The organism is Leptospira saintgironsiae, from assembly GCF_002811765.1.
GTDB classification, from domain to species: Bacteria; Spirochaetota; Leptospiria; order Leptospirales; family Leptospiraceae; genus Leptospira_B; species Leptospira_B saintgironsiae.
The window spans coordinates 33,070-55,236 of record NZ_NPDR01000007.1 but is presented as its reverse complement, the minus strand read 5'-3'; the positions used below and the strand labels follow the sequence as shown (position 1 = coordinate 55,236).

General features: G+C 39.1%; 19 protein-coding genes. 6 read left to right on the top strand and 13 right to left on the bottom strand.

Features of this window, described 5'->3' with window-relative positions; all coding sequences use genetic code 11:
• Positions 1-2 precede the first annotated feature (2 nt).
• Together CH362_RS15235 and CH362_RS15230 are read right to left on the bottom strand one after the other, a co-directional pair.
• Positions 3-1,292 carry an imelysin family protein gene (locus CH362_RS15235; protein ID WP_100711190.1) on the bottom strand — a complete coding sequence of 430 codons (1,290 nt, stop codon included), beginning with the start codon at positions 1,290-1,292 and terminating at the stop codon, positions 3-5.
• 335 nt (positions 1,293-1,627) lie between these two features.
• The gene (locus CH362_RS15230) at positions 1,628-2,629 is read right to left on the bottom strand and encodes a hypothetical protein (RefSeq protein ID WP_100711189.1); all 1,002 of its coding nucleotides are present in this window, start codon (positions 2,627-2,629) and stop codon (positions 1,628-1,630) included.
• A gap of 143 nt (positions 2,630-2,772) precedes the next feature.
• Here CH362_RS15230 and CH362_RS15225 point away from each other — a divergent pair, with 143 nt between their 5' ends.
• Entirely contained in the window at positions 2,773-3,423 is a 651-nt protein-coding gene (locus CH362_RS15225) for a hypothetical protein (RefSeq protein WP_100711188.1), read from the top strand.
• Position 3,424: 1 nt separating this feature from the next.
• Here CH362_RS15225 and CH362_RS15220 read toward each other — a convergent pair whose 3' ends face one another.
• From CH362_RS15220 to CH362_RS15195, 6 genes are all read right to left on the bottom strand, one after another.
• Complete coding sequence (locus CH362_RS15220) at positions 3,425-4,666, bottom strand: TCR/Tet family MFS transporter (protein ID WP_100711187.1); 1,242 nt, start codon at positions 4,664-4,666, stop codon at positions 3,425-3,427.
• Between the two features lie 40 nt (positions 4,667-4,706).
• Complete coding sequence (locus tag CH362_RS15215; RefSeq protein ID WP_100711186.1) at positions 4,707-6,746, bottom strand: PP2C family protein-serine/threonine phosphatase; 2,040 nt, start codon at positions 6,744-6,746, stop codon at positions 4,707-4,709.
• Positions 6,747-6,779: 33 nt separating this feature from the next.
• On the bottom strand, positions 6,780-7,736 hold the full coding sequence (locus CH362_RS15210) for a glycerophosphodiester phosphodiesterase (RefSeq protein WP_100711185.1): 957 nt from the start codon (positions 7,734-7,736) through the stop codon (positions 6,780-6,782).
• A 32-nt stretch (positions 7,737-7,768) separates the two neighbouring features.
• Positions 7,769-8,488, bottom strand: coding sequence for an MIP/aquaporin family protein (locus tag CH362_RS15205; RefSeq protein ID WP_100711184.1), 720 nt, complete (start codon positions 8,486-8,488; stop codon positions 7,769-7,771).
• A 3-nt stretch (positions 8,489-8,491) separates the two neighbouring features.
• Positions 8,492-9,232 (bottom strand): SDR family NAD(P)-dependent oxidoreductase, encoded by a 741-nt coding sequence (locus tag CH362_RS15200; RefSeq protein WP_100711284.1) that lies wholly within the window; start codon positions 9,230-9,232, stop codon positions 8,492-8,494.
• A gap of 172 nt (positions 9,233-9,404) precedes the next feature.
• Positions 9,405-9,848, bottom strand: a complete 444-nt coding sequence (locus tag CH362_RS15195) for a MarR family winged helix-turn-helix transcriptional regulator (protein ID WP_244280608.1) — start codon at positions 9,846-9,848, stop codon at positions 9,405-9,407.
• 220 nt (positions 9,849-10,068) lie between these two features.
• Between CH362_RS15195 and CH362_RS15190 the strand changes: the two genes are divergently transcribed.
• On the top strand, positions 10,069-11,274 hold the full coding sequence (locus CH362_RS15190; protein WP_100711182.1) for an FAD-dependent oxidoreductase: 1,206 nt from the start codon (positions 10,069-10,071) through the stop codon (positions 11,272-11,274).
• 18 nt (positions 11,275-11,292) lie between these two features.
• Here the strand turns inward: CH362_RS15190 and CH362_RS15185 are convergent, their stop codons facing one another.
• On the bottom strand, positions 11,293-13,227 hold the full coding sequence (locus tag CH362_RS15185) for a ricin-type beta-trefoil lectin domain protein (protein WP_208859594.1): 1,935 nt from the start codon (positions 13,225-13,227) through the stop codon (positions 11,293-11,295).
• 283 nt (positions 13,228-13,510) lie between these two features.
• Here CH362_RS15185 and CH362_RS15180 point away from each other — a divergent pair, with 283 nt between their 5' ends.
• Positions 13,511-14,050 carry a DUF4442 domain-containing protein gene (locus tag CH362_RS15180; protein WP_100711180.1) on the top strand — a complete coding sequence of 180 codons (540 nt, stop codon included), beginning with the start codon at positions 13,511-13,513 and terminating at the stop codon, positions 14,048-14,050.
• Between the two features lie 2 nt (positions 14,051-14,052).
• On the opposite strand, the gene CH362_RS15175 is transcribed toward CH362_RS15180, so the two are convergent.
• From CH362_RS15175 to CH362_RS15165, 3 genes are all read right to left on the bottom strand, one after another.
• Positions 14,053-14,724 carry a class I SAM-dependent methyltransferase gene (locus CH362_RS15175; protein ID WP_100711179.1) on the bottom strand — a complete coding sequence of 224 codons (672 nt, stop codon included), beginning with the start codon at positions 14,722-14,724 and terminating at the stop codon, positions 14,053-14,055.
• Entirely contained in the window at positions 14,725-15,567 is an 843-nt protein-coding gene (locus CH362_RS15170) for a GGDEF domain-containing protein (RefSeq protein WP_100711178.1), read from the bottom strand.
• Positions 15,568-15,652: 85 nt separating this feature from the next.
• Positions 15,653-16,603, bottom strand: a complete 951-nt coding sequence (locus tag CH362_RS15165; protein ID WP_100711177.1) for a helix-turn-helix transcriptional regulator — start codon at positions 16,601-16,603, stop codon at positions 15,653-15,655.
• A gap of 64 nt (positions 16,604-16,667) precedes the next feature.
• Between CH362_RS15165 and CH362_RS15160 the strand changes: the two genes are divergently transcribed.
• Entirely contained in the window at positions 16,668-17,489 is an 822-nt protein-coding gene (locus tag CH362_RS15160; protein ID WP_100711283.1) for an alpha/beta fold hydrolase, read from the top strand.
• Positions 17,490-17,723: 234 nt separating this feature from the next.
• On the top strand, positions 17,724-19,631 hold the full coding sequence (locus CH362_RS15155; RefSeq protein WP_100711282.1) for an adenylate/guanylate cyclase domain-containing protein: 1,908 nt from the start codon (positions 17,724-17,726) through the stop codon (positions 19,629-19,631).
• Between the two features lie 2 nt (positions 19,632-19,633).
• Here the strand turns inward: CH362_RS15155 and CH362_RS15150 are convergent, their stop codons facing one another.
• A complete protein-coding gene (locus CH362_RS15150; RefSeq protein ID WP_024864077.1) occupies positions 19,634-20,170 on the bottom strand; it encodes an inorganic diphosphatase in 537 nt (178 codons plus the stop codon).
• A gap of 350 nt (positions 20,171-20,520) precedes the next feature.
• On the opposite strand from CH362_RS15150, the gene CH362_RS15145 reads away from it, so the two are divergent.
• Positions 20,521-22,110: an exonuclease gene (locus CH362_RS15145; protein ID WP_208859593.1), complete on the top strand. Its 1,590-nt coding sequence runs from the start codon at positions 20,521-20,523 to the stop codon at positions 22,108-22,110.
• Positions 22,111-22,167 lie beyond the last annotated feature (57 nt).

The window sequence follows — 22,167 nt, the reverse complement described above, 5'->3', positions numbered from 1 at the left end:
TATTATGGAACTACAGAGAATCCGAGAGCTGCTGCAGCCGAAACAAGATCTCTGTTCAATGTGGAACCGATCAATCTCTGAACATTCACCAATAGTCCGTGTTGGCTATCTCCAGAAGAGATTGCTTGATCGAATCTATGAGTTAAACTTCCTGCAGGACAGCTTGTTGTAAAGTTCGGATCCGCGGATTCGGTGTCGGAAAGGTTGATACAGAAAAGATTTCTAGCACTTTCGATCTCGGATTGGATCCCACCTTGTTGTTTAAAACTTAATATGGCGGAAAGACCAGGTCCAGTGCTAACGTTCACACCTTTTTGGATGCTGTAATTTCCGGTCCAGATATTCAATACACCTTGAGCATCGTAATAGAAGTCCGCTTTAGTAGTATCGCTGAAACAAGAATGTTCTTCTTCTTGGGTTTCTCCGATCACACCTGTAAGACGGTCTCCCCCCCATTCTCCTGCCATGAAGGAACCTAATCCTTGAAAAACATTTCCGATAGAAGTGTTCACATTCGCAGAGTCTAAGAAGGTTTCTCTATAGTTTCCTGTATTGGCAGGATCCCATTGGTCTTTGATCAAACCTAAGTGAACAACCAATCGATTGGTGATTGTTTTTAGATATTGCCTGTGCTTATGACCGTCAGTACCTGTTCCATTGAAATAGCTGGCAGGTCTGTTTCCTGCTCCAGTGTTGCTAGTGTCTTTTCCCCAGAGAATATACTCGATTGGATGGTATCCTGTTAATACAATTTTATCTGCTTCAGGATCTGCTTCTCCACCTAAGCTGGTATCTCCGATCTTAGCATAGATGGAAGCAAAGTTTGTTACGTTATTGCCGTTACTGATATAAGTATCTACTGCATCTTCGTCGAGAGGCCAAGCATTCAAAAGACTTTCGCATTCTGATCCCGATTCACATTCGAGCACGGTATCAGTATCAATCGGACCATTGCTGAATCGGAAAGGTTCAGTGATCAAATAACTTGCACGAGCCTTCACCCAAAGGTTTTTAAGATTAGTAAGATCGGTTTCACTCGGTGCTGAATTAGATTCAAAAGTATCGACTGCTGCTGATAAGTTGGAAGCATCTAATTCCGCTTGGGTATAAGACTCAAAAGCAAGAGCTGAATATCGATTTAAAAATTCAGGCTTAGTTGCACTAGCAGGAATATCCAGACCTAAGATCGCTGCGGCTGAATTATCGCTACCTGGGCCCCCACAAGAAATAAGGGAACCGAACAGAGTAACACTGAACAGAATTGAAAATATTTTTGTATGGATGTTCCGCATGGGAAATCTCCTTAAAATTTGGAAAAATCCCCGGTCCGGATAAAATCCGGCCGGGGCCAGAGATGAACTGTGGGGATGACTCCCTCCGGCTCCTGGGACAGGGACCGGCTTGATTTTGCAAGTGAGAATAAGTCTCAAAAAAAGTCAATAAGGATTTTTCCTCATTCTGCATTCCATCTCAGGCCACCCCGGGAAATTTTTATCTAAAATCCCGATTCGCTTCGGTTTATCCAAAGAGAATAACCCTTTAGAATTAAAAGAAACTGAGGCTGACTCTCAAAATTTTCGAGAAAGGGAACCTGGTCAATCCCAAAAAGGTCGAGAGTTAAAGAATCTTAAACTTCAGTCAATAAACTGTGAGAAGTATCTTCAGTAAGTATTTCAAATGCTGCACTTCTGGCAGATCTTAAACGAAGTGGAGAGGTTTCTCCTTTTCTTTGGACCAAAACTTCTGCTCTAGCTATTTTGCTATTTAGACAAAACTTCCAACCGCCTGGAGGATTCGCATAACGTAGGCAGGCGAAATCTTTTTTATCGGCATGAATTCTTCCTTCTATTTTTATTTCAGGAGAAGTCGCCTGAAATTTCCAATCGAAGTAATGATAGTCTGCTCTTCCAAAAGAAGAGAGTAAACCGTTCAGCGCATATTCTTTGCCATGTAAACGTAAAACAATTGGAGTGATTGCAGGAGTCCAGAGAGGGCCAATCTTAATCTTTGCAGTTGCCAATTCCAGAAAAGAACCTTCTTCTCCGTCAAAACCGGCTACTTGTCCCCATGCATATTGATCCGTATGTTTTGGGCCCCAGTTATGATTTTGGCTACCTTTCCAGTCCTTAAGATCTATTTTATTATTTTCTAATTTTATAAATCCATTAAGTAATAGGGAAGGTCTGCCTACCAGTACCTTCGCCTTTGGAAAACCTCCAGAGTAAAGATTTTTGGGAAAAAGAAAAAGAGGTTTATCTCCTCCGGAGAAGTTTAGGTCCCATTCTATGTTTGTAGACCCTTGTTTGTTTCCTGATTTACCTTTAAGTCCATTATGATCTTGAATGGAGGAAGCAATCCGGACTTTGAATGGATCTCCAGTAAATTCACATTCTGAAATAGGATATTCCGATTTGGAAACATAATGTTTTCCATTCTCTCCATCGAAATAGATCGCCCATAATTCTCCTATTGAATCTTTAGGAGAATTTTTCGGAGAAAAAATAGTATAACGGATCCATATTGCCAGAGGACGAGTTGGATGATTTCCTCTTACAAACCAACTTTCATAATGACCCGCATTTGAATCGGAACGAAACCTGGGGAAATCATAATTTTCGTCAATGCTCATGCGGGAAATAATCGATACTTCTCAGTTAGGAGCAACTAGAATCTTTGAGCGTATTAAAGATCCCGTTCAAATTTCTTCTTAAAAAATAATATGAAAAGATTTATAGTGTCGACGAGTTTGGAGAGAGTAGGGATTATTTGAATATGGAGATTCCTTCCTATTCCCCTTCCACTTGGAGAGCTACAGTAGCCAAATATGCCGAGGAAATTCTTCGCGTCGGGCACGATAAGTCCCCGTTTTGGATTGCTGTTCGCACATTCATTTCTGCAGCATGCGAGACTGATGATCCGGAACCTTTTTATGATGATCTAGATTCAGGTTTCAAAAGGGAATTAACAGAAGAGGATGAGGCTCGTTTGGACGAGACATTGTCTTCTTTTTGGGACCAAGCAACTGCAGTTCTAATCGCAATTTCAGAAGCATACAGCGACGAAGACGAGGATAGAAGTGAGGAGATCACTGACGAAGCGATCTCTAGTTTACTTTCCGGATTAAACGACGCTGGTGTAAGCACAATGTCAGATGCAGAACTCCTGGAATTGGCTGTTCTAGTTCTGAATAGTAGATTAAATTATCATAATGTTCCTGTTGAAGAGAACTTTACTCTCAAAAGTTTGAACGCAATTCCTGATCTGGAAGAAAGAAGGATCTTAGAACCTTTCGTTACCTTTTTAATCAATGATTTTAAAACTGTAGAAGATAGAGAAGAAAGGTTCGCGTTATTAATGCAGATCCTATTCGATACTTTATGGGCCCTGTTTTATCTTGCGTTAGAAGAAGACGAAGAAGAATAGATTATTCTCCGACCTTTTCTCCCACTCTTAGTTTTTCCTTTCTAAAAGAAATAATTGCGATCACTAAACTTAAGATCGCAAGAAAGGAACTCACTATAAAGGGTGCTCCCGGAAAATAGGGCTGCATACCTTCTCTTGTAAAATAAGAAAAAACAAAACTCATAAGCAATGGGCCTAAAATAGAACTTAGGCTCATCATACTTCCCATAATTCCTTGGAACTCTCCTTGTTGTGTAGGAGAAACATGATTAGAAATATAACCTTGGATTGCAGGTGTTGCGATAAAACAAAAAGAGAATGGAACAAGTAGAGCATAAAGCATCCATTCTTCCCAAGCGAATGCGAATAACGCGCTCATGACCACTCTCGCTAAAATTCCTATATAAGCAGAATTTTTTTGTCCCAACTTAGGGATGATGATCCTAAGTAGTCCTCCTTGGACCACTGCGAGTGAAGCACCTACTACGGCGAGGGAGAATCCGATCTTAGTTGCAGTCCATTGGAATTTATTCATTGTAAAATAAGACCAACTGGTCTCCATACAATGGTTTGCTACGAATATTAGAAATAATGAAACTACTAGACCGCTTAAAGGTCCAGGGTAACGGAAAAAGGCTACGACTGAACCGAATGGGTTTGCCATCACCCAGTTGAATTTTCTTCTGTTCTCTTCTATGAGTGTTTCAGGCAAAACAAAATATCCATACACCCAGTTCAAAAGAGAAAGAGAAGAAGCCACCCAAAAAGGAGCTCTTGGGCCGAATTCAGAAAATAAACCACCAATGATCGGACCTATAATAAATCCCATCCCAAATGCCATTCCTACTAATCCCAGGTTTTGGGATCTTTTTTCAGGAGGACTGATATCTGCGATGATTGCACCTGCGACTCCGTAACTTGCTCCTGTGATCCCTGCGATAATTCTTCCTACGAATAACCAAAATACATTTGGAGCCAATGCTAAGAATGCATAATCAATTCCTAATCCGAACAAGGAGGCGAGTAAGACTGGTCTTCTTCCGAATCTATCGCTTAAACCTCCGATGATAGGTGCGAAGAAAAATTGAGTGATCGCATATGTAAAGGATAGAAGTCCTCCATAAACAGCTGCAGTGCTTAAGTTTCCCTGCAACATATCTTTTAAAAGATTTGGAACCACAGGGATGATGATCCCGAAGCCGATAAAATCTATAAGTAATGTAAAAAGTAAAAATTGAAGTGCGGACTTTTTTTGGACTGTCATATTCTTTATTTTCCGGTTTTGTACAAGAGAAATAGTCCTTTCAAACTCTTTCGATTGCGATCAGACTTATATCATCTTGGGGTTGGGAATATCCAAGCCATAAATCCAGATCTTTCATCACTATATCCGGAATATTTTCGATAGGTTCTGCGGAAAGTTCTGAGATCCGATTTCTAAGTCTAGATTCTCCCCATGCTTCTCTTTTGGAATTGAATTGTTCGAATACTCCGTCCGAAAAAAGAAACATCCTATCTCCGTTTAGAAATTCCAACTCTTGGTTCTCATAACTTTTTTTGTTCTTTAAACCTATGATAGCACCTGTTCTTCTTAAATTCATAAGATTAGAAGAATGTACTAAAATCTGATCCGGATGTCCTGCAGAAGCATAAACTAATCTGTTTTCTCTGGCATAAATATCCACGATGATTGAAGAGAATATAGTCCCTAAAGAAGAGAATTTTCTTTGGAATTTATCATCCAAAAGATCCAAACAGAATCCTGGATCTTTTGCTCCGAATTTAATTCCCTCGTATTCTGCTTTGATTGCCATAGTAACGAGCGCCGCTTGGACTCCGTGCCCAGTAGCATCTGCGAGAAAGATACGATACACTCCAGGAGAAACTTCAAAAATATCGTAAAAATCTCCGCCCACTTCGTCTCTTGGAAGATATTTAACTGCGTATTTTAATTCTTTGTATGCTTCTACATTTTCTGGAAAAAGTTTTTTCTGGATCCTTTGAGCAACGAGTAAATCTTTTCGTATTCTTTCTAAAGAGTGATTCAATTCAGAAGTTTTCTCTCGGACCAAAACTTCCAAATTATCTTTTAGAATATTCAGTGCACTGTTCGTTATCCTTAAATTCTCACTAAGTATTTCGGATTTTCTGAATGCTCTTGCGATCCTTCTGGAAAGTACTAAAGATTGAGAAAGAGTAAATACTAAAAGTCCGTAAGGAGAAAGATTAATCCCTCTTAGATTTAATTTGTCCCAGAGTAGATCTACTCCTACCGTAATACCGAATGCAAAAAATCCTGTGAGGAATAAAAGTGAATCTTCTCTTTTTTTCCAAACTCCTAAACAAACTGTAAACAGAACATAGAGTAGGCCGATCCCTGTTACAATTTGGAATGGACCTATAATCTTAGTAAAAAATCCGATCGGGAATAATAGAGTGATATCGTAAGCGATTGCTAAAACCCAAGCAGCAGCAGGTACCCATGAGAATGTATCTTCTGGGAACAAAGATCGATGGAACATTAAAAAGATCGGAACTGCAGTATAGAAGGAGAAGAATTCTAATCTAAAAACGGACTCCCAAGGAAAGTCCGGGAAAATTTCCAGGACGAGCCTGTTGCCGATCAATGCTACTCTTAAAGTTAATAAAAAAGTAAATAATGCAAAATAGAATGCAGACCTTTCTTTTCTTCTAAATAGAAAAAGCCCTGTATGATAAAGTCCTATAAGAAGAAGCCCACCAAACAAAAAAGATTCCCTGGATTGAGTGATCAGTTTTTCTCTATAAATCGCTTCTAAGGTTCCTAGTTTTGGAACCTGCCAGAAACCACCGAAATTATTGATCCAGTTAGAGCCTTGTACTAAAATTTCCGTATTTGTCTTTTCTATTCTTAAAGGTAGATATACAGATTTGATCTTAGGAATTTCAGAAGAAGGATCTAAACTAGGAGCGCCAGAAGAATAAACTAATCTTCCATTATAATATAATTTGTAAGAAGATGCAAAGTCGGGCATCATCAACCCGATTTCTTTTTTCAGATCTTCTTCCGGGAAGATGATGGATAAACGAAAACTTGCTGCTCCTTCTCTCGGAAGTACTTGATCTCCTTTTTTAGTATCCTGCCAAGAACGAGGAATAGTTAACATATCCCAGTTAGCTGTTGAACTTTTTTCAGGAGAAACAAATTCTCCGTACAAAAATTGCCAGTTCCCATTTAATGGAATCAGTTCGGAGTGTTCAGCAAGATCCGGAGAGGAAATTTGCAACACTCCGTCTTCGATCGGTGCCGCTTCTAAAGAGAAACAAAACCAAAAACTAGAAAGAAGTATAAGAGACCGCTTCACTTCCCGTTAGGATAAGCAGAACCGAAAGGGTGTCTAATGTTTTTTAAGAACAGAATTCAGTCGATCTGGATAATCTGTAATAATTCCGTCCACGCCTGCTTCTATCAATCTTTCCATTTCATTTGTATCATTTACTGTCCAAGGGATCACTTTAATTCCTAAAGAATGAGCCTTAGAAACGAATTCATCTGTTACATATAAGAAATAAGGAGAAATAATATCTGCCCTTAACTCTTTAGTTTGATTTAAAACATATTCTCTTCTGGAATTACCAAACCCAAATTTCATTGCAGTCCCTTGGGAATAGGTGAGGGAGAATAACGCAGAAGTTTTGATCTTAGGATTTTTCTTTTTTACCAAGGAAATCGCAGGAAGATAAAAAGATTGGATTGTTGCGCGATCAGTGACCTTTGCTGTTTCAATCGCTTTGATCAGAAGATTTACATGTGCTTCTAAAATTTCATTAGAGACCTGGGACTCTGCATCTTGTGGGAATTTTGTCTCTATATTAAACTTTGGGATAACTTTTCTTTTTCCCGTTCTTTCCCATGTTTGGATTTTTTCAAAAAACTCCTGTATGGTCAAAAGTTCAGTCCCAGGAACAGAGACTTGCTCAGGGAATTTAGGATTCTTTTTAGTTCCACAATCTAATTCTTTTAATTCTGCCAGAGTAAGTTCATAAATAGATTTAGAAATGATCTCTGATCCATCTTTCTTAGAACATAATGCAGGATTAGATTCAGAGTCATGATGTATTATAATTTTCTGATCTTTGGTTAGAACAGTATCCAATTCGATCGTGGTCATTCCTTGAGAAAGGGCCTCTTCGAATGCCGGCCAGGTGTTTTCTGGTTTTAAACCTCTGGCTCCTCTATGACCTTGTAGATCCAAATTTCCTTCGATAGGTTTGTTTCGGATCTGTTCTCCTAAACAAGATATATAGATCAAAAAGAATATTAAGAATGTTTGTTTGAGAGAAAATGATTTCATGTTGTCGATTGGATCCTGCTAAACCTTTAAAATTATAATATGGATTTTAAAAATATTCCTGCAAAGGCCCCACCTGCTAAAGGTGCAAGAATGGGAAGCCATGCATATTTCCATCCAGAGTTTCCTTTGTTTGCAATAGGAAGAAGATAATGTGCTAATCTAGGCCCAAGATCTCTCGCAGGATTGATCGCATATCCTGTAGTTCCTCCCATGGAAAGTCCAATCACCCAAACTAAGATACCTACAAAAAAAACTCCCATAGGTGTGGTCACATCAGCAATTTGAGCGGAGAAGATAGAATGTATCCCTAAGATCAAAATGAATGTCCCCAAAAATTCACTAAAGAAGTTAGAAGGCGGATTAGAGATAGCAGGATCTGTAGAGAATACTGCTAAGATTTTTCCTGAGTCCTTTGTCTCTTTCCAATGAGGAAGATAATGTAGGTATACAGCAATTGCTCCTAAAAACGCCCCCAAAAATTGTGCAGGAAGGTATATTGGAATTTTAGAATATTCTCCAGACTGTACAGCAAATGCCAAAGTAACTGCAGGATTTAAATGAGCATCCGCACTTCCAAATGCTTTTGCAGTAAAAACTCCTAAAATCACTGCGAATGCCCAAGCAGCAGTAATCACTATCCAACCGGAATCTTTTGCTTTAGATTTTTCTAATAAAACTCCGGCTACTACTCCGTCTCCTAAAAGTATCAGCACAAATGTGCCTAAAAATTCTCCAAAAAAAGGGGACGTCATCTATTACCTCATTTTTCCCATCAATTTAACTGTAGCCTTTCTTCCGATCAGCTTAGAAACTTTTACTAGAACTTTATTTGGAAGTCCAGAAACCACAGTAGGGGAACTTCTCTTTTTTAAAGCTGCCAAAGCATATTCCACCAAAGTTTCCGCGGATTGAGCGATTGCTTTTGGAAAATCTTTTGGATCTCCTCCGGCTCTTTCGAAAAAGTTAGAAACTGTTACTCCAGGACAAAGCCCCATAACATAAACTCCTCTTTTTCTTTGCTCATACCATAAGGATTCACTGAAAGAAGTTACAAATGCCTTAGTTGCTGAATACACTCCGGAAGAAGGCATTGGAACAAGACCCAAGGTAGAAGAGATATTCATCAAAGAATCTCCTGATTGGGATTTTTTTAAGAAAGAATAAGACAAGGATACAAGAGAGTCTATATTCAAACGGGTCATCGCCTGTAATCTAGGAAGGTCCGCCTTGTCAAACGGTCCGTATACCCCGAACCCAGCGTTGTTTATTAATAAATCGTAATGATTGTCTTCTAACTCTTTTTGGATCTTTGCTGTTGATTTTGGATCCGATAGATCGGCAATAATAAAGTTATGACCTTTTCCTAGTTCGTCTACTAGTTGTTTGAGCCTTACTTCGTTTCTTGCTACTGCAGTGATCTTATAACCTTTTGATGCAAGTTGTTTAGCGAATTCTCTTCCGATCCCTTCGCTTGCTCCTGTTACTAAAGCTTTCATCCTTTCCTCCACTAAAAATTCTCGAAATGCCTGGAATTCATTTAGTTCTAAAAGTTTTCGCAGAATTGTTCTGCAATATCGGCTAGTTGAGCAAGCTTAAAAATATATCCGGAATAGTAGAATCCTTCTAAAAGATTTATAAACTGCGGAGGCTTCAGGACTCATTAAGCTCTTATAAATCCGGTCGGTTTTGCAGAAGTTTTTCTCTTTCTTCTTCCATGATTCGAATTGATTTGCGGGTAAAATCCAAAATGATCTTTAGTTCTTCTGCAGTGTAAGCAGAGAGTTGTTCCCAAACAGATTTTGCCAAACCTTCGAATAGGCTTCCTATTTTCTGCATAGCGGACATATCCTGGGTCAGAAAAATTCTCACCTTTCTCCTATCGCTTGGATCATTCTTACGTTCAACCAGCCCCTTCTTCTCCAAACGATCAATTAGAGAAGTTACAGCACCAGTGCTAAGTCCCATGCTCTTAGAGATTTCCCCTGCTGTTTGGGGACCCTGCGTAAATAGGAAGTCCACACATTTGTGATCTGTAATGTGCAGCCCGAGTCTATCCGCGATGGTTTGGTGGAATAAAATGGATACAGTGCTCAGGTTTTTGGAATCGGTCATAATGGATTCCATCAATTCGGGCTTAGTTTTTGGGATTTTTTTGTCTTGCAATTATTTTGACCGTCAAATATCTCGATAATCAAGATAATTAGTCATCGAGTTAATTCGATTTAAGGAGAACAAACATGGCAGAAAATAGCAAGAACGAAATTCCGGATTACCCGTGGTATTCTTGGGTCTCTGCTTTCACAGTGATCAAGGCAGCATTTGGAGGATAAATATGGAACTGGCGAGACCCAATTTTATAATCGTAGGCTCCGGAATCTCAGGCCCTTCTCTTGCATTATTTTTGAAAAGGGCAGGGTATGGAGTTCGTCTGATGGAATCCTATTCCCGTCCTGCGGAAGATATAGGAGGGGCTCTTCAAATATCACCTAATGGAATGAAGGTGATGAGAGAATTAGATCTGACTTCGGAGATGTTAAAGATAGGAACACTTTCAGATGAAATGATTTTTAGGAATCATATAGGAAAGATTCTTGCAATGATCCCAAATGGATCCGTTTCTCAATTCGGAGAATCTGCAATCGTGGTTTCTCGTGCAAGATTCCATCTTCTTTTATTGGAGGCTGCGGAGAAGGAAGGGATCCAGATCGAGTACGGAAAAAAATTCTCCGATGCGGAATTTCCATTAGATGGAGGAGTGATCGCAAAATTCGAAGATGGAAGTTCTGCAGAAGCGGACTTTCTTATCGGAGCCGACGGAAATCATTCCAAAGTCCGTAATTTTCTTTTTCCTAATTTTCCAAAACCTGAATATACCGGAATCTTAAATGCGGGAGGATTCGTTTCTGCAGATGTGATCCCTGAAAAATATTCAAAAAGAGGACCGATCCATTTTACTTTCGGACCGGAAGGTTTTTTTGGTTTTGCCGCCTGTGGAAACACTGAGGATACTTCTTGGATGTGGTGGAGCAATATCCCTTCTGAAAAAGAACTTACAAGGGAAGAGATTTACTCTATGAGCGACGAATCCTGGAGAAATAAAATATTAGAAATACATAAAGGATGGCATGATCCAATCGAAAGAATCATCCAAGCTTCTCCTACAATCCTGAAAGGGAACGTTCATGACTTGAGGAGTCTGCCTAAATGGGGAAATGATAAGGTATTGTTAATTGGAGATGCTGCTCATGTAATGAGTCCTCATACCGGCCAAGGAGCATCTATGGCATTGGAAGATTCTCATACCCTATATTCACTTTTAGAAAGATCCGCTTCCGTTCCGGAGGCGTTTAGAGATTTCGAAATAATCAGAAGGCCTAGAGTGGAGAGGATTATAGAAGAATCTAGAAGGAACGGAAATAGAAAGAAAAAACTGAGCCCGATAGGTTGTTGGATCAGGGATAGGATACTAACTCTGGCCTTACCTAGTTTTGCTAAGAAAGGCCAAGACTGGATGTATCGTTATGAGGGAATCAAATAAGATTCCCCGTTTTCGAACTTAATATGATTTTTTCCAGAGTTGGTTATTGGTATTTTTGAATTCCCATTGGCTTACTAAAGATCCGTTGGACGCTCCGTTTGCATCGACCGCGTATAATGAGTTGATTCTGTTACGGATACTATCTCCTACAAAATCGAATCTCATATTATTCATGTCTTTACAATCCCAGAGAGCAATCTTCCCGCCGTTACGAGCTTCTCCACCATTATCCATACATTTATTTGGATCCAGCTTACTTCTTAGAAACCCATTGCCTGCATCATAATACCATTTTTGAGCGTTTGTTCCGTTACAGTTGTAAACTTGGATTCTTGCTCCATTTGCAGTACTGCTATTGCTTATATCTAAACATCTGCCAGAGTCTTGGTTGACAAGAGCAAAGTAAGGAGTTTCATAATTTTTCTCCCAACGTTGGTTGTTTCCACCATGCCAAGTCCATTGGCTTACTAGAGAACCGCTTGTAGAACCGTTAGCGTCCACTGCGATAGATTCGTTTTGTCTAACTCGCATAGAATCATCGTAAAAATCGAATCTCATATTATCTATATTGTCTCTACAATCCCAGAGGACTATTTTTCCTCCGTTCCAATTCTCTCCGCCGTTATCCAAACATTTATCATTATTCAATTTGCTTCGAAGATGACTTGTAGAATGTTCATAGAACCATTTCTGAGCATTAGTGTTGTTGCAATTCCAAACTTGGACACGAGTGCCGTTGTCTGTTCCGCTGTTGCTCACATCTAAACATAGATTAGATTGTTTACTTTTTAAAGTGAAGTATCTTGGCTCCAGATCATTCACATCCATACATGCTTCGAACGCGTATTGGGAGAAACGAGGACCTGCAAAATCTACCATTGCAATATTGATACGTTGCCCTGATTTTTTAGCTTCTCTATCCAAGTCATAAACAAAACTTGCATGATCCAATTTATCATTCGTAAGGTCTTCTATACTTCCCCAATAAGGAGGGAAGATGATTTGAGATGCATTTGGAGTAAGGATCATTTGAGCTACGTAAAATTTACCTTCTCTATTGTCCTTGATACGATCTCTGAGTGCGCTTACTAGATCGGATTCGTTTCCAGTATTTTGCCAGTCGCTTTTCATTGTCTGGCCTTGGTTCCAATACAATTGAGATAGATCTGCGAAATTTCCACCGCCCCAGATCAAGATTACGTTTTTATCTAGATCCCAAAGTTGACCAAAGTTAACTGAATTTCCTAAATTACGAGGAGCCATTCTGGAACCTAAATAAGGAAGAACCAGTTGGTCTTTCAGTTCGTAATGTTCTGCATCGCTCATGCTGTCCACGTTCTGGATATGAACGAATACGATCTCTTTTTTGCGATTATTCACGAAGCTGGAGATATGTTGGAACACTTCCTGAGCAGAAACAGAAACACTGGATCCGTGGTGGATTTTAAATTGTCCGCTTATCTTTTTGATCCTTAGATCGAAGTAACGATATCCGAGAGCCAATTGTTCTCCCACATTGTATTCTTGGGTTTGGGAAATATTCTCGTCAATTCCCTGGATCCCGTAAGTTCCTGAGTCATGTGTTCCTGGGATACAAATGTTTCTGAGCTGAGTATTGGATCTGGATTGGTATCCGCTGCTCATCCAACCCTGTGGATCTATCTGTAATTTTGGAGCATATACTGGTCTTGGGCTTCTTCCGTCCTTTCCCTTGGTTCCGCCTCCTTCGAAAGGAATTCCGCTTGGCTGGTCCAAAGGAGCAGGAGTTAGGTATTCTGCCTTATAATTTATGTCTGCTGGGAGGGCTCCTCCGGATTTACTGTTAGATTGGACTAAAAATAACAAAGAATCGTAATTTGAGGAGGAATCTTTACATCCGGCTCCGATCAGGGACAGAGCGCAAATAAATGCGACTGCGACGATTCGAGAGGAAAACACCGTGGAACTTTTCATTTTTTCACCATTCAAATGATCTATTTTTACGCATTATAAAAGTTTAATGCTTCACTCCGATATACGGAGTAAAAAAAGAAATAACTGGAACTTTTCCCCTGTCAACGTCCTTTCAAATATTTTTAAAAAGTTAACATAACGGTTGTTTTTTAAAAAATCAAACGGTTCTAGATTTGTTATCTTAATATAATCGGAATATAAGGGAGGTTTTCAGGAATGAGTGTAAGGGAAATCGCCTTGCGTAGAAGAGTAGAACTTCCAATCTGACAGCAAAGAATCCATTATGAAATTATATACTAGTGATAAAAAAGAATCTCTATCTTCTTGGTGGTTACGTTTTCGTTTAAACCATTGGCCTTGTCTGTGGTGCACAGGAGGAAAAATACAATTTATCTCTTCCGATCTACGAGAACTTCATGTTAGCTTAAAGAAAAATCTTCGTACATTGAATAGAGTCGGAACAATTTATGGGGGAAGTATCTATAGTTCAGTAGATCCCTACTATATGTTGATGATGATGTGGATACTTGGACCTGATTATGTTGTTTGGGACAAAGCAGCAAAGGTAAAATTTGTCAGGCCGATCCTTGATAAAGTAAAGATCCGATTTTTGATCACAGAGGAATTGATCCAAAAAACGAAACAGGATATATTAGAAAAAGGTGAAATCGTTTTTGATCTTCCTGCAAAATACGAAGACGAAGAAGGGACAGTATACGCCACTTTCGAAAAAACGATCTACGCTGCTTCTAAAGAATTTTATGAGAAGAAGTTAGCTTCTAAAAATATGACCTCTGCATTTAAACCTAGTAAAAGAAGTTAATTTTATTTAGTAGCGATCCATCCGCCAACATGCAAGGATCTAAATTTTTGAGAGTTTACTGAAAATCCGGCTTCTTGCAAAAGATCTGTGTATCTGGATCTTGGAATACGATGGAGTTCGAATACTCTTTTTAAATAGATTTGTACTGCTTCTTCTTCCCAGCCTTGGAAATTGATTAGATAAGATTTTATATTCTGAAATAAGATCTCTGGTCGATTTGGTTCGGAATCGAATAGATCGAATAAGATTAAACTTCCACCTTCTTTCAATCGTGCATAAATCTCTTTTAAGATGGAAAGTTTATCTCCAGTATCTGGAAGGAAATGTAAAACGAATAGTAAAGTAGCAGAATCATATTCTTCGGCAGCGGGAAGTTCTCCTACAGTTCCGCAAATCAGTTTAAGTTCTGGAAATTTTTTCTGAGCTTGTTCGATCATTTCAGGAGAAGGATCTAAGCCTGTAATCGAAAACCGATCAGGAGCAATTTTTAATAATCTGGCAAAGTCTGCCCCAGTTCCGCAGCCTACGGATAAGATCTTTCCTTTTTCGGGAGTGTTTTCCAAAAGATAGATTGCTACCAATTCCATGATCCCTGAATAGAATGGGATCATCTTTCCAATTCTTCTCTCGTATACTTGTGCTCTTTCGCCTTCGAACTTTTCTACGTGGGTCATTTAATTTCCTGTTTGGACTTTTTGCAGAAGAATATCATATGTAGAACCATCTTCCGGATACATTGCAACTCCTAAGGAAACTGTGATTTTCACTTCTCCCCAGGAACCGTTGGAACTGGATTCTGAAAATAATCTTTTGATCTTCTCCGCCCTTTCCAAAACTATATTCTTATGCGCTCCTGGAAGAAGAAGTAAGAATTTTTCACCTCCGATCCTGGAAGTGATATCACTTCTTCTGGAATTTTCCAAAAGTATCCTTCCCATTTCTTTAAGAAGAAGGTCTCCTCCGTTATTCCCGAATATTTCGTTGATCTCTTTTAATCCGTCTATATGCAAATAAACCACTCCAATTGCGGTTCCGCTTCTTTCTGCTCTATAAAGTTCTGCTTGGAAGGATTCGATCGTGTATTCTCTATTAAATAGACCTGTAAGTTTATCACGGATCTCTAATTCTTTAATTTTGTTTTCCCTTCTTCTGAAAAGGGACTCGTATCTTTTCGCCTTCGCTTTAGTAAAAGATCTTTCTGTGATGTCTCTGAAATAGAATGCCTTTGCAGGTTCTTTTTCATCCACTAAGATTGGAATTGTCCTACAAACGAATCTTTTCTTACCTGAAGAAAGATGTAATGTAAGATGAGAATGCTCTTTGGAATCTGCGTTTGAGAGTTTCTTATACCAAGAAGAATGTTTCAGATCATCTTTTTCTGGCACGAGTCCAAGCTCTTTTGCCTGAGAATTTGAATCCAAAAGTTTTCCTTTATTATCAGCGATGAGTATCGCATCCTCCTGATTTTCCAGAAAGTTTGGGTTTCGTATCCAATAGTTTTTAGGAGAAGAAGACATGCAGTTCTATTCGAAAAATTATCTTTGATCTGACGGGAAAATCAATCTTCTTCTGACTTTCTATAAATTAGATGGGTAATTAGTTTTATTCGTAAATTTTCAGGATTTCTTTGGCCTTACGTCGAATTGCTTCCTGCAATTCCAGAGGTTCCAAAACAAAAACAGAATCACAATATTGAAGCATACTTCCTAATGCCCATTCCTTGGTTTCCATATCGATTATCATTTCGGTAAAACCTTTTGCCATAGGTTTTTGGCTTAGGCATTTCATATAGGGAAGACTTTTGATATGTTCCGCAGTGGCATCCGTGACCTTAATTTTAATCAAATATTTAGGAACTCTTGATTTGAATTCTTTGATCCATTCTTCCCAATATTGGCTTAGATCGAATTTTTTAGGTCTTTCAAATCTTTCAGGAGTTATTGCTGCTTCTTTTATACGAGAGATACGATAGACTCTCATTTCTTTTCCACGTTTTGCAACCACATACCAAATTGTGTCTTTCGCTACGAGGCCGTAAGGTTCTATGATCCTTGGTTCAGGCTTTCCACCTTCTTTCTCGTAAATGATCTTTACTTTTTTTTCTTCCCAAACTGCGTCTTGTAGTATCGGAAGAAGTGGAAGTTCTCTGATAGCGCGACCCCAACCAAGACCATCTATATGAATTCTTTGCCTCGCGGTTTCTGCATCCTTTTTATATGCAGGAGGAAGAGAGGCCATGAGTTTGACAAATGCAGAATCGAAATCCTTTTTCTTTCCTAAGTCCTCTAAAACGCGAGAAGAATGTACCAATAATAAGGAGATTACTTCTTCTTTTTTAAAACCTGTAAGGTTTGTTCTATAACCCTCGCTTAAACTCCAACCTCCACCTATCCCTCTCTCTGCATAGATTGGAATTCCTGCAGCAGAAAGAGCCTCCATATCCCTATGAACAGTTCGTTCTGAAATTTCTAATTTTTTAGAAAGTTCCTTTGCAGTGGTTCTTCCTTTTGCCTGCAAATGTAGGAGAATATTTAGAAGCCTATCAGCTCTCATAAATTTAGTATAAACTTCTAAATATGACAGAACTTGTCATGTATATTCTGGTATGCTTGTTTTTATGATTACTTTAGCAACTTCCGTTTTTGGCATTGTTCTTTGTAAAGGTGAAATTATCAAAACCTCTGTCCATGGTCCTACTGGGAAAATTTCCTATAAAGACGAAGGATTTGGAGGCATGCCAGTGGTGTTTATCCATTCTTTCGGAGGGAATGTTTCTCATTGGGAAGAGATCAAGGAATCGCTCGTTCCAAACAGAAGGGTGGTCCGAATAGAACTGCGAGGTCATGGAGATTCTGAATTTCCTAAAGATGGAGATTATAGGATCTCTTCTATGGCACAGGACTTGGCCACAGTTGTAAATCTTCTGGGATTACAAAGATTTGTGTTAGTAGGGCATAGTATGGGAGGAAGTGTCGCATTACAATACGCAGGTGAAAATCCAAGTAGAGTAGCTGGCCTTGTTCTTGTAGATTCCAATGGAGATCCTAAAAAATTACCCGAGCCAGTTCGTAATCAAATCAAGAATGCTTTATATTCAGATGAATATGTGCAAACTACTGAATCTTATTGGGAACAATTATTGGCAGATTCTAAACCTGCAGTAAAAGAAAGGCTGATGGGAGAATTAATCAGAGCTCCTAAAGATACAGTGATCAAGATTACCTCAGAGCTATTGGATTATGATCCGAACCATTCTTTAAAAAGATATGTGGGTCCTAAACTTGCGATCGTCACGCCTGAAAATGACGATCAATTTGCGTTACACAGGCTTCATTTGGGATTTCCACATAAAGTAGTTTCGGATGCAGGACATTGGTTGCAATTGGACCAACCAGAAGAATTCCGTAATATTTTGGAGAGCTTCTTACAAAAATTCTAACGTACAAAACTCCCGGAGCCAACCGGGAGACCTTTTTTTACTTTTCATCGAACGAGAGTTATAGATTCTCACCGGAAAAATTTTCCAAAAATCCCTCAGAATTCCTAAATTTCTGATTTAATTGATTTCGAAATTTTATTAGTATTGCTCCCGCTTTCCCTAGAAGGATCGGGAAATTCCTCTTCCGATCTGAGGAAAACAAAGGCGATAATCGTCCAATTTCAAATCGATAATATGAAATCTCTCAAAGTCATTCCACTCTTACTATTTTTGGTCCTAACGTTATTCTCCTGTCGAAACAAAAGTTCATCTAAAATTTCTCCTCTTGCAGAAAACGGAGTTTTGGATCTAAGAGATTGGAATTTCGCAGAAGACGGGATCGTAAAATTGGATGGAGAGTGGAAATTCCAATGGATGAAACTTGGGGTTTCTAGACCAGATCTTGGATCTAAAGATGTTCAAACTCATATAGTAAATATTCCGGGTAACTGGAATCAAATCCCAAAGTTAGAAGGTATGAATCCTTTGATGGCTTTCGGATATGGCACTTACACTTTAAAAATTATTCCAGGCCAAAATCAAGGAAGGCTGATGATGCATTTCCAAGGAGCTGGAACTGCTGCTTCTATCTATTTGGATGGGAAGAAGATCATGGGAAATGGAGTGGTGGGCCCTGATCCAAACTCGTCTCGTCCACAGTATCTTCCACTTTATGTTTCGATCGGGCAACCTAACAAGGAGATGTTACTCCAAGTAGAGATCTCTAATTTTGATCATTATAAGGGAGGACTTTGGGAATCTCTTAGAATGGGGACAGAAGTAGACCTTCTAAACTTCAGAGACAACAGTTCTTTTAGTGAGATGTTCTTGTTCGGAAGTATCATCATTATGGCCTTATATCATTTTGGTTTGTATTCTTTAAGAAGAAGGGACATGACCGGGCTGTTTTTCGGAGCATTTTGCGCGAGCATCTGCCTCAGGATATTTGTAACAGGAGAAAGATTCCTGATCCTAAAATTTCCTCATTTACCTTGGGAATTTTTTAATAAGCTGGAATATATTTCCTTCTACTTGGCCGTTCCATTTTTTGTTTATTATCTGGATGCGTTGTATCCGCACTCATTCTCTGCGAAGTTAAGAAAATTTTTCATTGGGTTTAACCTGATTGTATCAGCGATCGTAGTGGTTACTCCTGCGAGTATTTATACTCATACTTTGATCCCTTTCCAAGTATGTTTAATTTTCGTAATATTGTGGATCTTCTTTGTATTGGTCCGTTTGGTCAAAACAAGAGCAGAAGGTTCTTTAATGGCTCTTGGAGGAGTGATTGCTTTAACTGCAGCTGCGATCAATGATAGCTTATACTCTCAAGCGGTGATAAATACGGGATATTATCTTCCTTTAGGATTATTTGTTTTTATATTCGTGCAGTCTTATCTGCTCTCCTTCCGGTTTTCCCAGGCGTTCTTATACATAGAACGTTTATCAGACAACTTGTTAGAAGTGAACAAGGCCTACAGTAGATTTGTCCCATTAGCATTCTTGAAATTTTTGAATAAGAATGATATTACTGAGATTGGCTTGGGAGATCAGGTCCAAAGAGAAATGACCATCCTATTTTCGGATATCAGATCCTTTACTCAACTTTCTGAGAAGATGACTCCTAAGGACAATTTTGATTTCTTAAATTCTTATATGAGGAAGATGGGACCGATTATCCGTAAGCACGGTGGATTCATTGATAAGTATTTGGGAGATGGAATTATGGCTCTCTTTCCTAGTTTGCCCGACCAGGCTCTGGATGCTGCGATGGAAATGCTTAGAGAGTTGGAAAGTCTAAACCAATCCAGAGCAGATCGACATTATGAGCCGATACAAATTGGTATCGGACTTCATACTGGAACATTGATGCTTGGAACGATTGGAGAAGAAGAAAGAATGGATGGGACAGTGATCTCGGACGCAGTCAATCTTGCTTCTCGTATTGAGGGATTAACCAAGGAATTTCATGCGAACCTTCTACTTAGCGAAAGCACATACCGCAAGTTGAAGAATCGCAGAAAGTATTCCTTTAAAAAGTTAGGCAAAGTAAAAGTAAAAGGAAAATCCAAGTCCAGCGAAGTATACGAGGTCTTAGGCTGATCTTACTTTTTAGGGAACTTCTGTTTATAAAAATCTAATGCTCTGAGGATCAGCTCTTTTGCTACCTCAGGGCCTTCTGGCTCTTCTACCCTAACTTCTTTCTTTTCCAATTGTTTATAAACGGAGAAGAAGTGAGTCAGCTCTGCTCTAAAAGAATTCGGTAGCTGAGATACATGCTCTATGCCGTCGAAACTTCTGTCTCCAGAGGCGACAGCCAGGATCTTTTCGTCACCTTCTCCTCTATCTATCATTCTCATTACTCCGACCACTCTCGCAGGTACCAAACAAAGTGGAGGAACTTCTTCCGAACAAAGAACTAAAATATCCAGTGGATCTTTATCATCCCCCAATGTTTGGGGAATAAAACCGTAATGAGCAGGATAATGCGCGGAAGCAAAAAGTACCCGGTCCAATTTGATAAGCCCTGAGTCCTTATCTACTTCGAACTTGGCCTTACTTCCGGAAGGAATTTCTACAAGTGCATGAACTTCGTGAGGAGGATTTGGGCCGGGACTGGCCTCGTGCCAAGGATGTTGTATCATGCGGAGATCTTGGAACCGAATGGATGTATAGCAAGCATATTCCTACTACAATTTTGTGGGAATTTCAACATCCGATGCTATACCGGAAATTGTAGAAAGATTTTAAAACGAACGGTCTCTATACTTTTGCTTGGATAAGTATACTGTTTCTATTCAGAAAATATAATAAGACATATTTTATTGATAAAATGATAGACCGGGACTAATTTTAGAAGGAGTATAAAATTGTACTTAACATAAATCATTTTTTAATTTATTATATTATCTTAAAATTCTAAATAATTCATCCCTTCTTTTCGTCTTTTAGTTTAGGAAGAAATTTATTGATTTCTTTTCGGGATGTTCAAATGGAAACGATGACGACACCTGATCAACAAAACCAGCCGACTAGCGAGTTCGGAAAATTCGCTTCTTTCAGACCTGCATATTTACAGATCAAATCCAAAGATTCTTATCCTAATGACGAAAGGCCTTATTTCAGTCCTGATATGGAAAGACTCCTGTTACTCGCAGGAGAATCTACGAATAGTGAAGGTTTAAACTCCGGCAAGATCCCCGCGTATCCTGCAATTACAGAATTGGACTACAAGTTTGTGGAAGAGATCAGTGAATTGATCTCTAAAGGACTATTATTAGTTGTTCCCAGGATCTATGCCAAGAAGAACACGGGTGAGTTGGAGATACTGCTTCATGTATTGGGAGCCAAATCCTCTAAAAAGGGAAGTCCAGAGACAGTAAGGGATATATTCTTCCAGATCGCTCGAAAATCCGCAGGTACGATACGAAATTTCGAGATCTCATCCCAAAACGATAGAGAGATTGTTTTGAACGAAGTATTATATTCTTTAGCGGATGGGAATACTCCTCATTTTAAATACGCTTATACGGACAAGGCCAAAGAATTATTAGGGAAAATATATCATAAAAACCTAATGCATAAGGATTTGCTGGATGATTATTATAAGCTCATCCATTCTTTTATCCAAGAAGAAGAGATCCTGACTAGGACTTCTACCTGCGGTTATATTCATGTTCCCGATCAAGACGCGGATGCATTATTCACCCAAGTATCCGAATTATACGAAAAAAAGGTGATCCCTAAATTAGTTACGGAAAATCCTAAATTAGCGGAACAATTGATCACAATCCGAGAAACCATTCTTTCCGACGAATCCGGTCTATTGAACAACGATCCTTTATTGATCCGAAAATCCATTTACTCGGAAGAGTTTGCAAAACTGACCCAACTTTCCGGAAACAAAGGAGCGTACTCCGATTTCTTCCGTTTAGCCAGAGTGATCACTCAAAAATCTCTGGAAAGTGATATGTTCCTGAAGGGAGCCAGAGAAAAGAGTGTGGAGAACGGGCTCAAAAAAGTTGTACTGAGCGGGAAAGGTGCTATGGCACGTTATATGTCTTTGTCAATCGGAAGGGATCTGCCGTTTGATTCGGAAGTGATCAAGTCCGTCCAACATGATTCCAGTTTATTGAGTTGTATATATTACAGCCCGGAAGGTCCGGAGTTATTCATTTGCCCATGGGACAAGGTTTTGGTCAAAAATATGCTCCGTGAATTGTCTGAAAAATTCGCGTTTAATAATATGACTAGCCTCAGCTTTCTTTTGATGTTATTCAAAAATAAGGACAAACTTCTTCCTTTACTCTCCGACGAATCCGCTGCCGAAGATTTTCGGAATGTAGGTTATAGCTGCCTTGCTCATACATTTCCTTGGTATAGAAGGTTCGCCTTCTTCTTAGGATTTAAAGGAAACATGTTAACCGACGTTTTCCGCGAATTGGGAGATATCCAATACCGCCAAATGGGTGAAAAACTGAAATTCGAAGAGAAGATCAATGCCATCAGGCAAAAGCTCAAAGAAGAATTGATCGTAGAAGTCCGGGAACATATGGCAGGAATTCTGGAAGGCAAATCCTAAGGATTTGTCTTTTATTTAAAAAATATGTTGACCGGTCTATTTTTATCTGATCTAAAG

Bases quoted from the DNA above. Each gene is read 5' to 3' on its own strand.
- CH362_RS15235 (WP_100711190.1), bottom strand. From the start codon at position 1,292: ATGCGGAACATCCATACAAAAATATTTTCAATTCTGTTCAGTGTTACT.
- CH362_RS15200 (WP_100711284.1), bottom strand. From the start codon at position 9,232: ATGAAAGCTTTAGTAACAGGAGCAAGCGAAGGGATCGGAAGAGAATTC.
- CH362_RS15220 (WP_100711187.1), bottom strand. From the start codon at position 4,666: ATGACAGTCCAAAAAAAGTCCGCACTTCAATTTTTACTTTTTACATTA.
- CH362_RS15155 (WP_100711282.1), top strand. From the start codon at position 17,724: ATGAAATCTCTCAAAGTCATTCCACTCTTACTATTTTTGGTCCTAACG.
- CH362_RS15170 (WP_100711178.1), bottom strand. From the start codon at position 15,567: ATGTCTTCTTCTCCTAAAAACTATTGGATACGAAACCCAAACTTTCTG.
- CH362_RS15160 (WP_100711283.1), top strand. From the start codon at position 16,668: ATGATTACTTTAGCAACTTCCGTTTTTGGCATTGTTCTTTGTAAAGGT.
- CH362_RS15230 (WP_100711189.1), bottom strand. From the start codon at position 2,629: ATGAGCATTGACGAAAATTATGATTTCCCCAGGTTTCGTTCCGATTCA.
- CH362_RS15185 (WP_208859594.1), bottom strand. From the start codon at position 13,227: ATGAAAAGTTCCACGGTGTTTTCCTCTCGAATCGTCGCAGTCGCATTT.
- CH362_RS15180 (WP_100711180.1), top strand. From the start codon at position 13,511: ATGAAATTATATACTAGTGATAAAAAAGAATCTCTATCTTCTTGGTGG.
- CH362_RS15175 (WP_100711179.1), bottom strand. From the start codon at position 14,724: ATGACCCACGTAGAAAAGTTCGAAGGCGAAAGAGCACAAGTATACGAG.
- CH362_RS15225 (WP_100711188.1), top strand. From the start codon at position 2,773: ATGGAGATTCCTTCCTATTCCCCTTCCACTTGGAGAGCTACAGTAGCC.
- CH362_RS15205 (WP_100711184.1), bottom strand. From the start codon at position 8,488: ATGACGTCCCCTTTTTTTGGAGAATTTTTAGGCACATTTGTGCTGATA.
- CH362_RS15210 (WP_100711185.1), bottom strand. From the start codon at position 7,736: ATGAAATCATTTTCTCTCAAACAAACATTCTTAATATTCTTTTTGATC.
- CH362_RS15190 (WP_100711182.1), top strand. From the start codon at position 10,069: ATGGAACTGGCGAGACCCAATTTTATAATCGTAGGCTCCGGAATCTCA.
- CH362_RS15165 (WP_100711177.1), bottom strand. From the start codon at position 16,603: ATGAGAGCTGATAGGCTTCTAAATATTCTCCTACATTTGCAGGCAAAA.
- CH362_RS15145 (WP_208859593.1), top strand. From the start codon at position 20,521: ATGGAAACGATGACGACACCTGATCAACAAAACCAGCCGACTAGCGAG.
- CH362_RS15195 (WP_244280608.1), bottom strand. From the start codon at position 9,848: ATGACCGATTCCAAAAACCTGAGCACTGTATCCATTTTATTCCACCAA.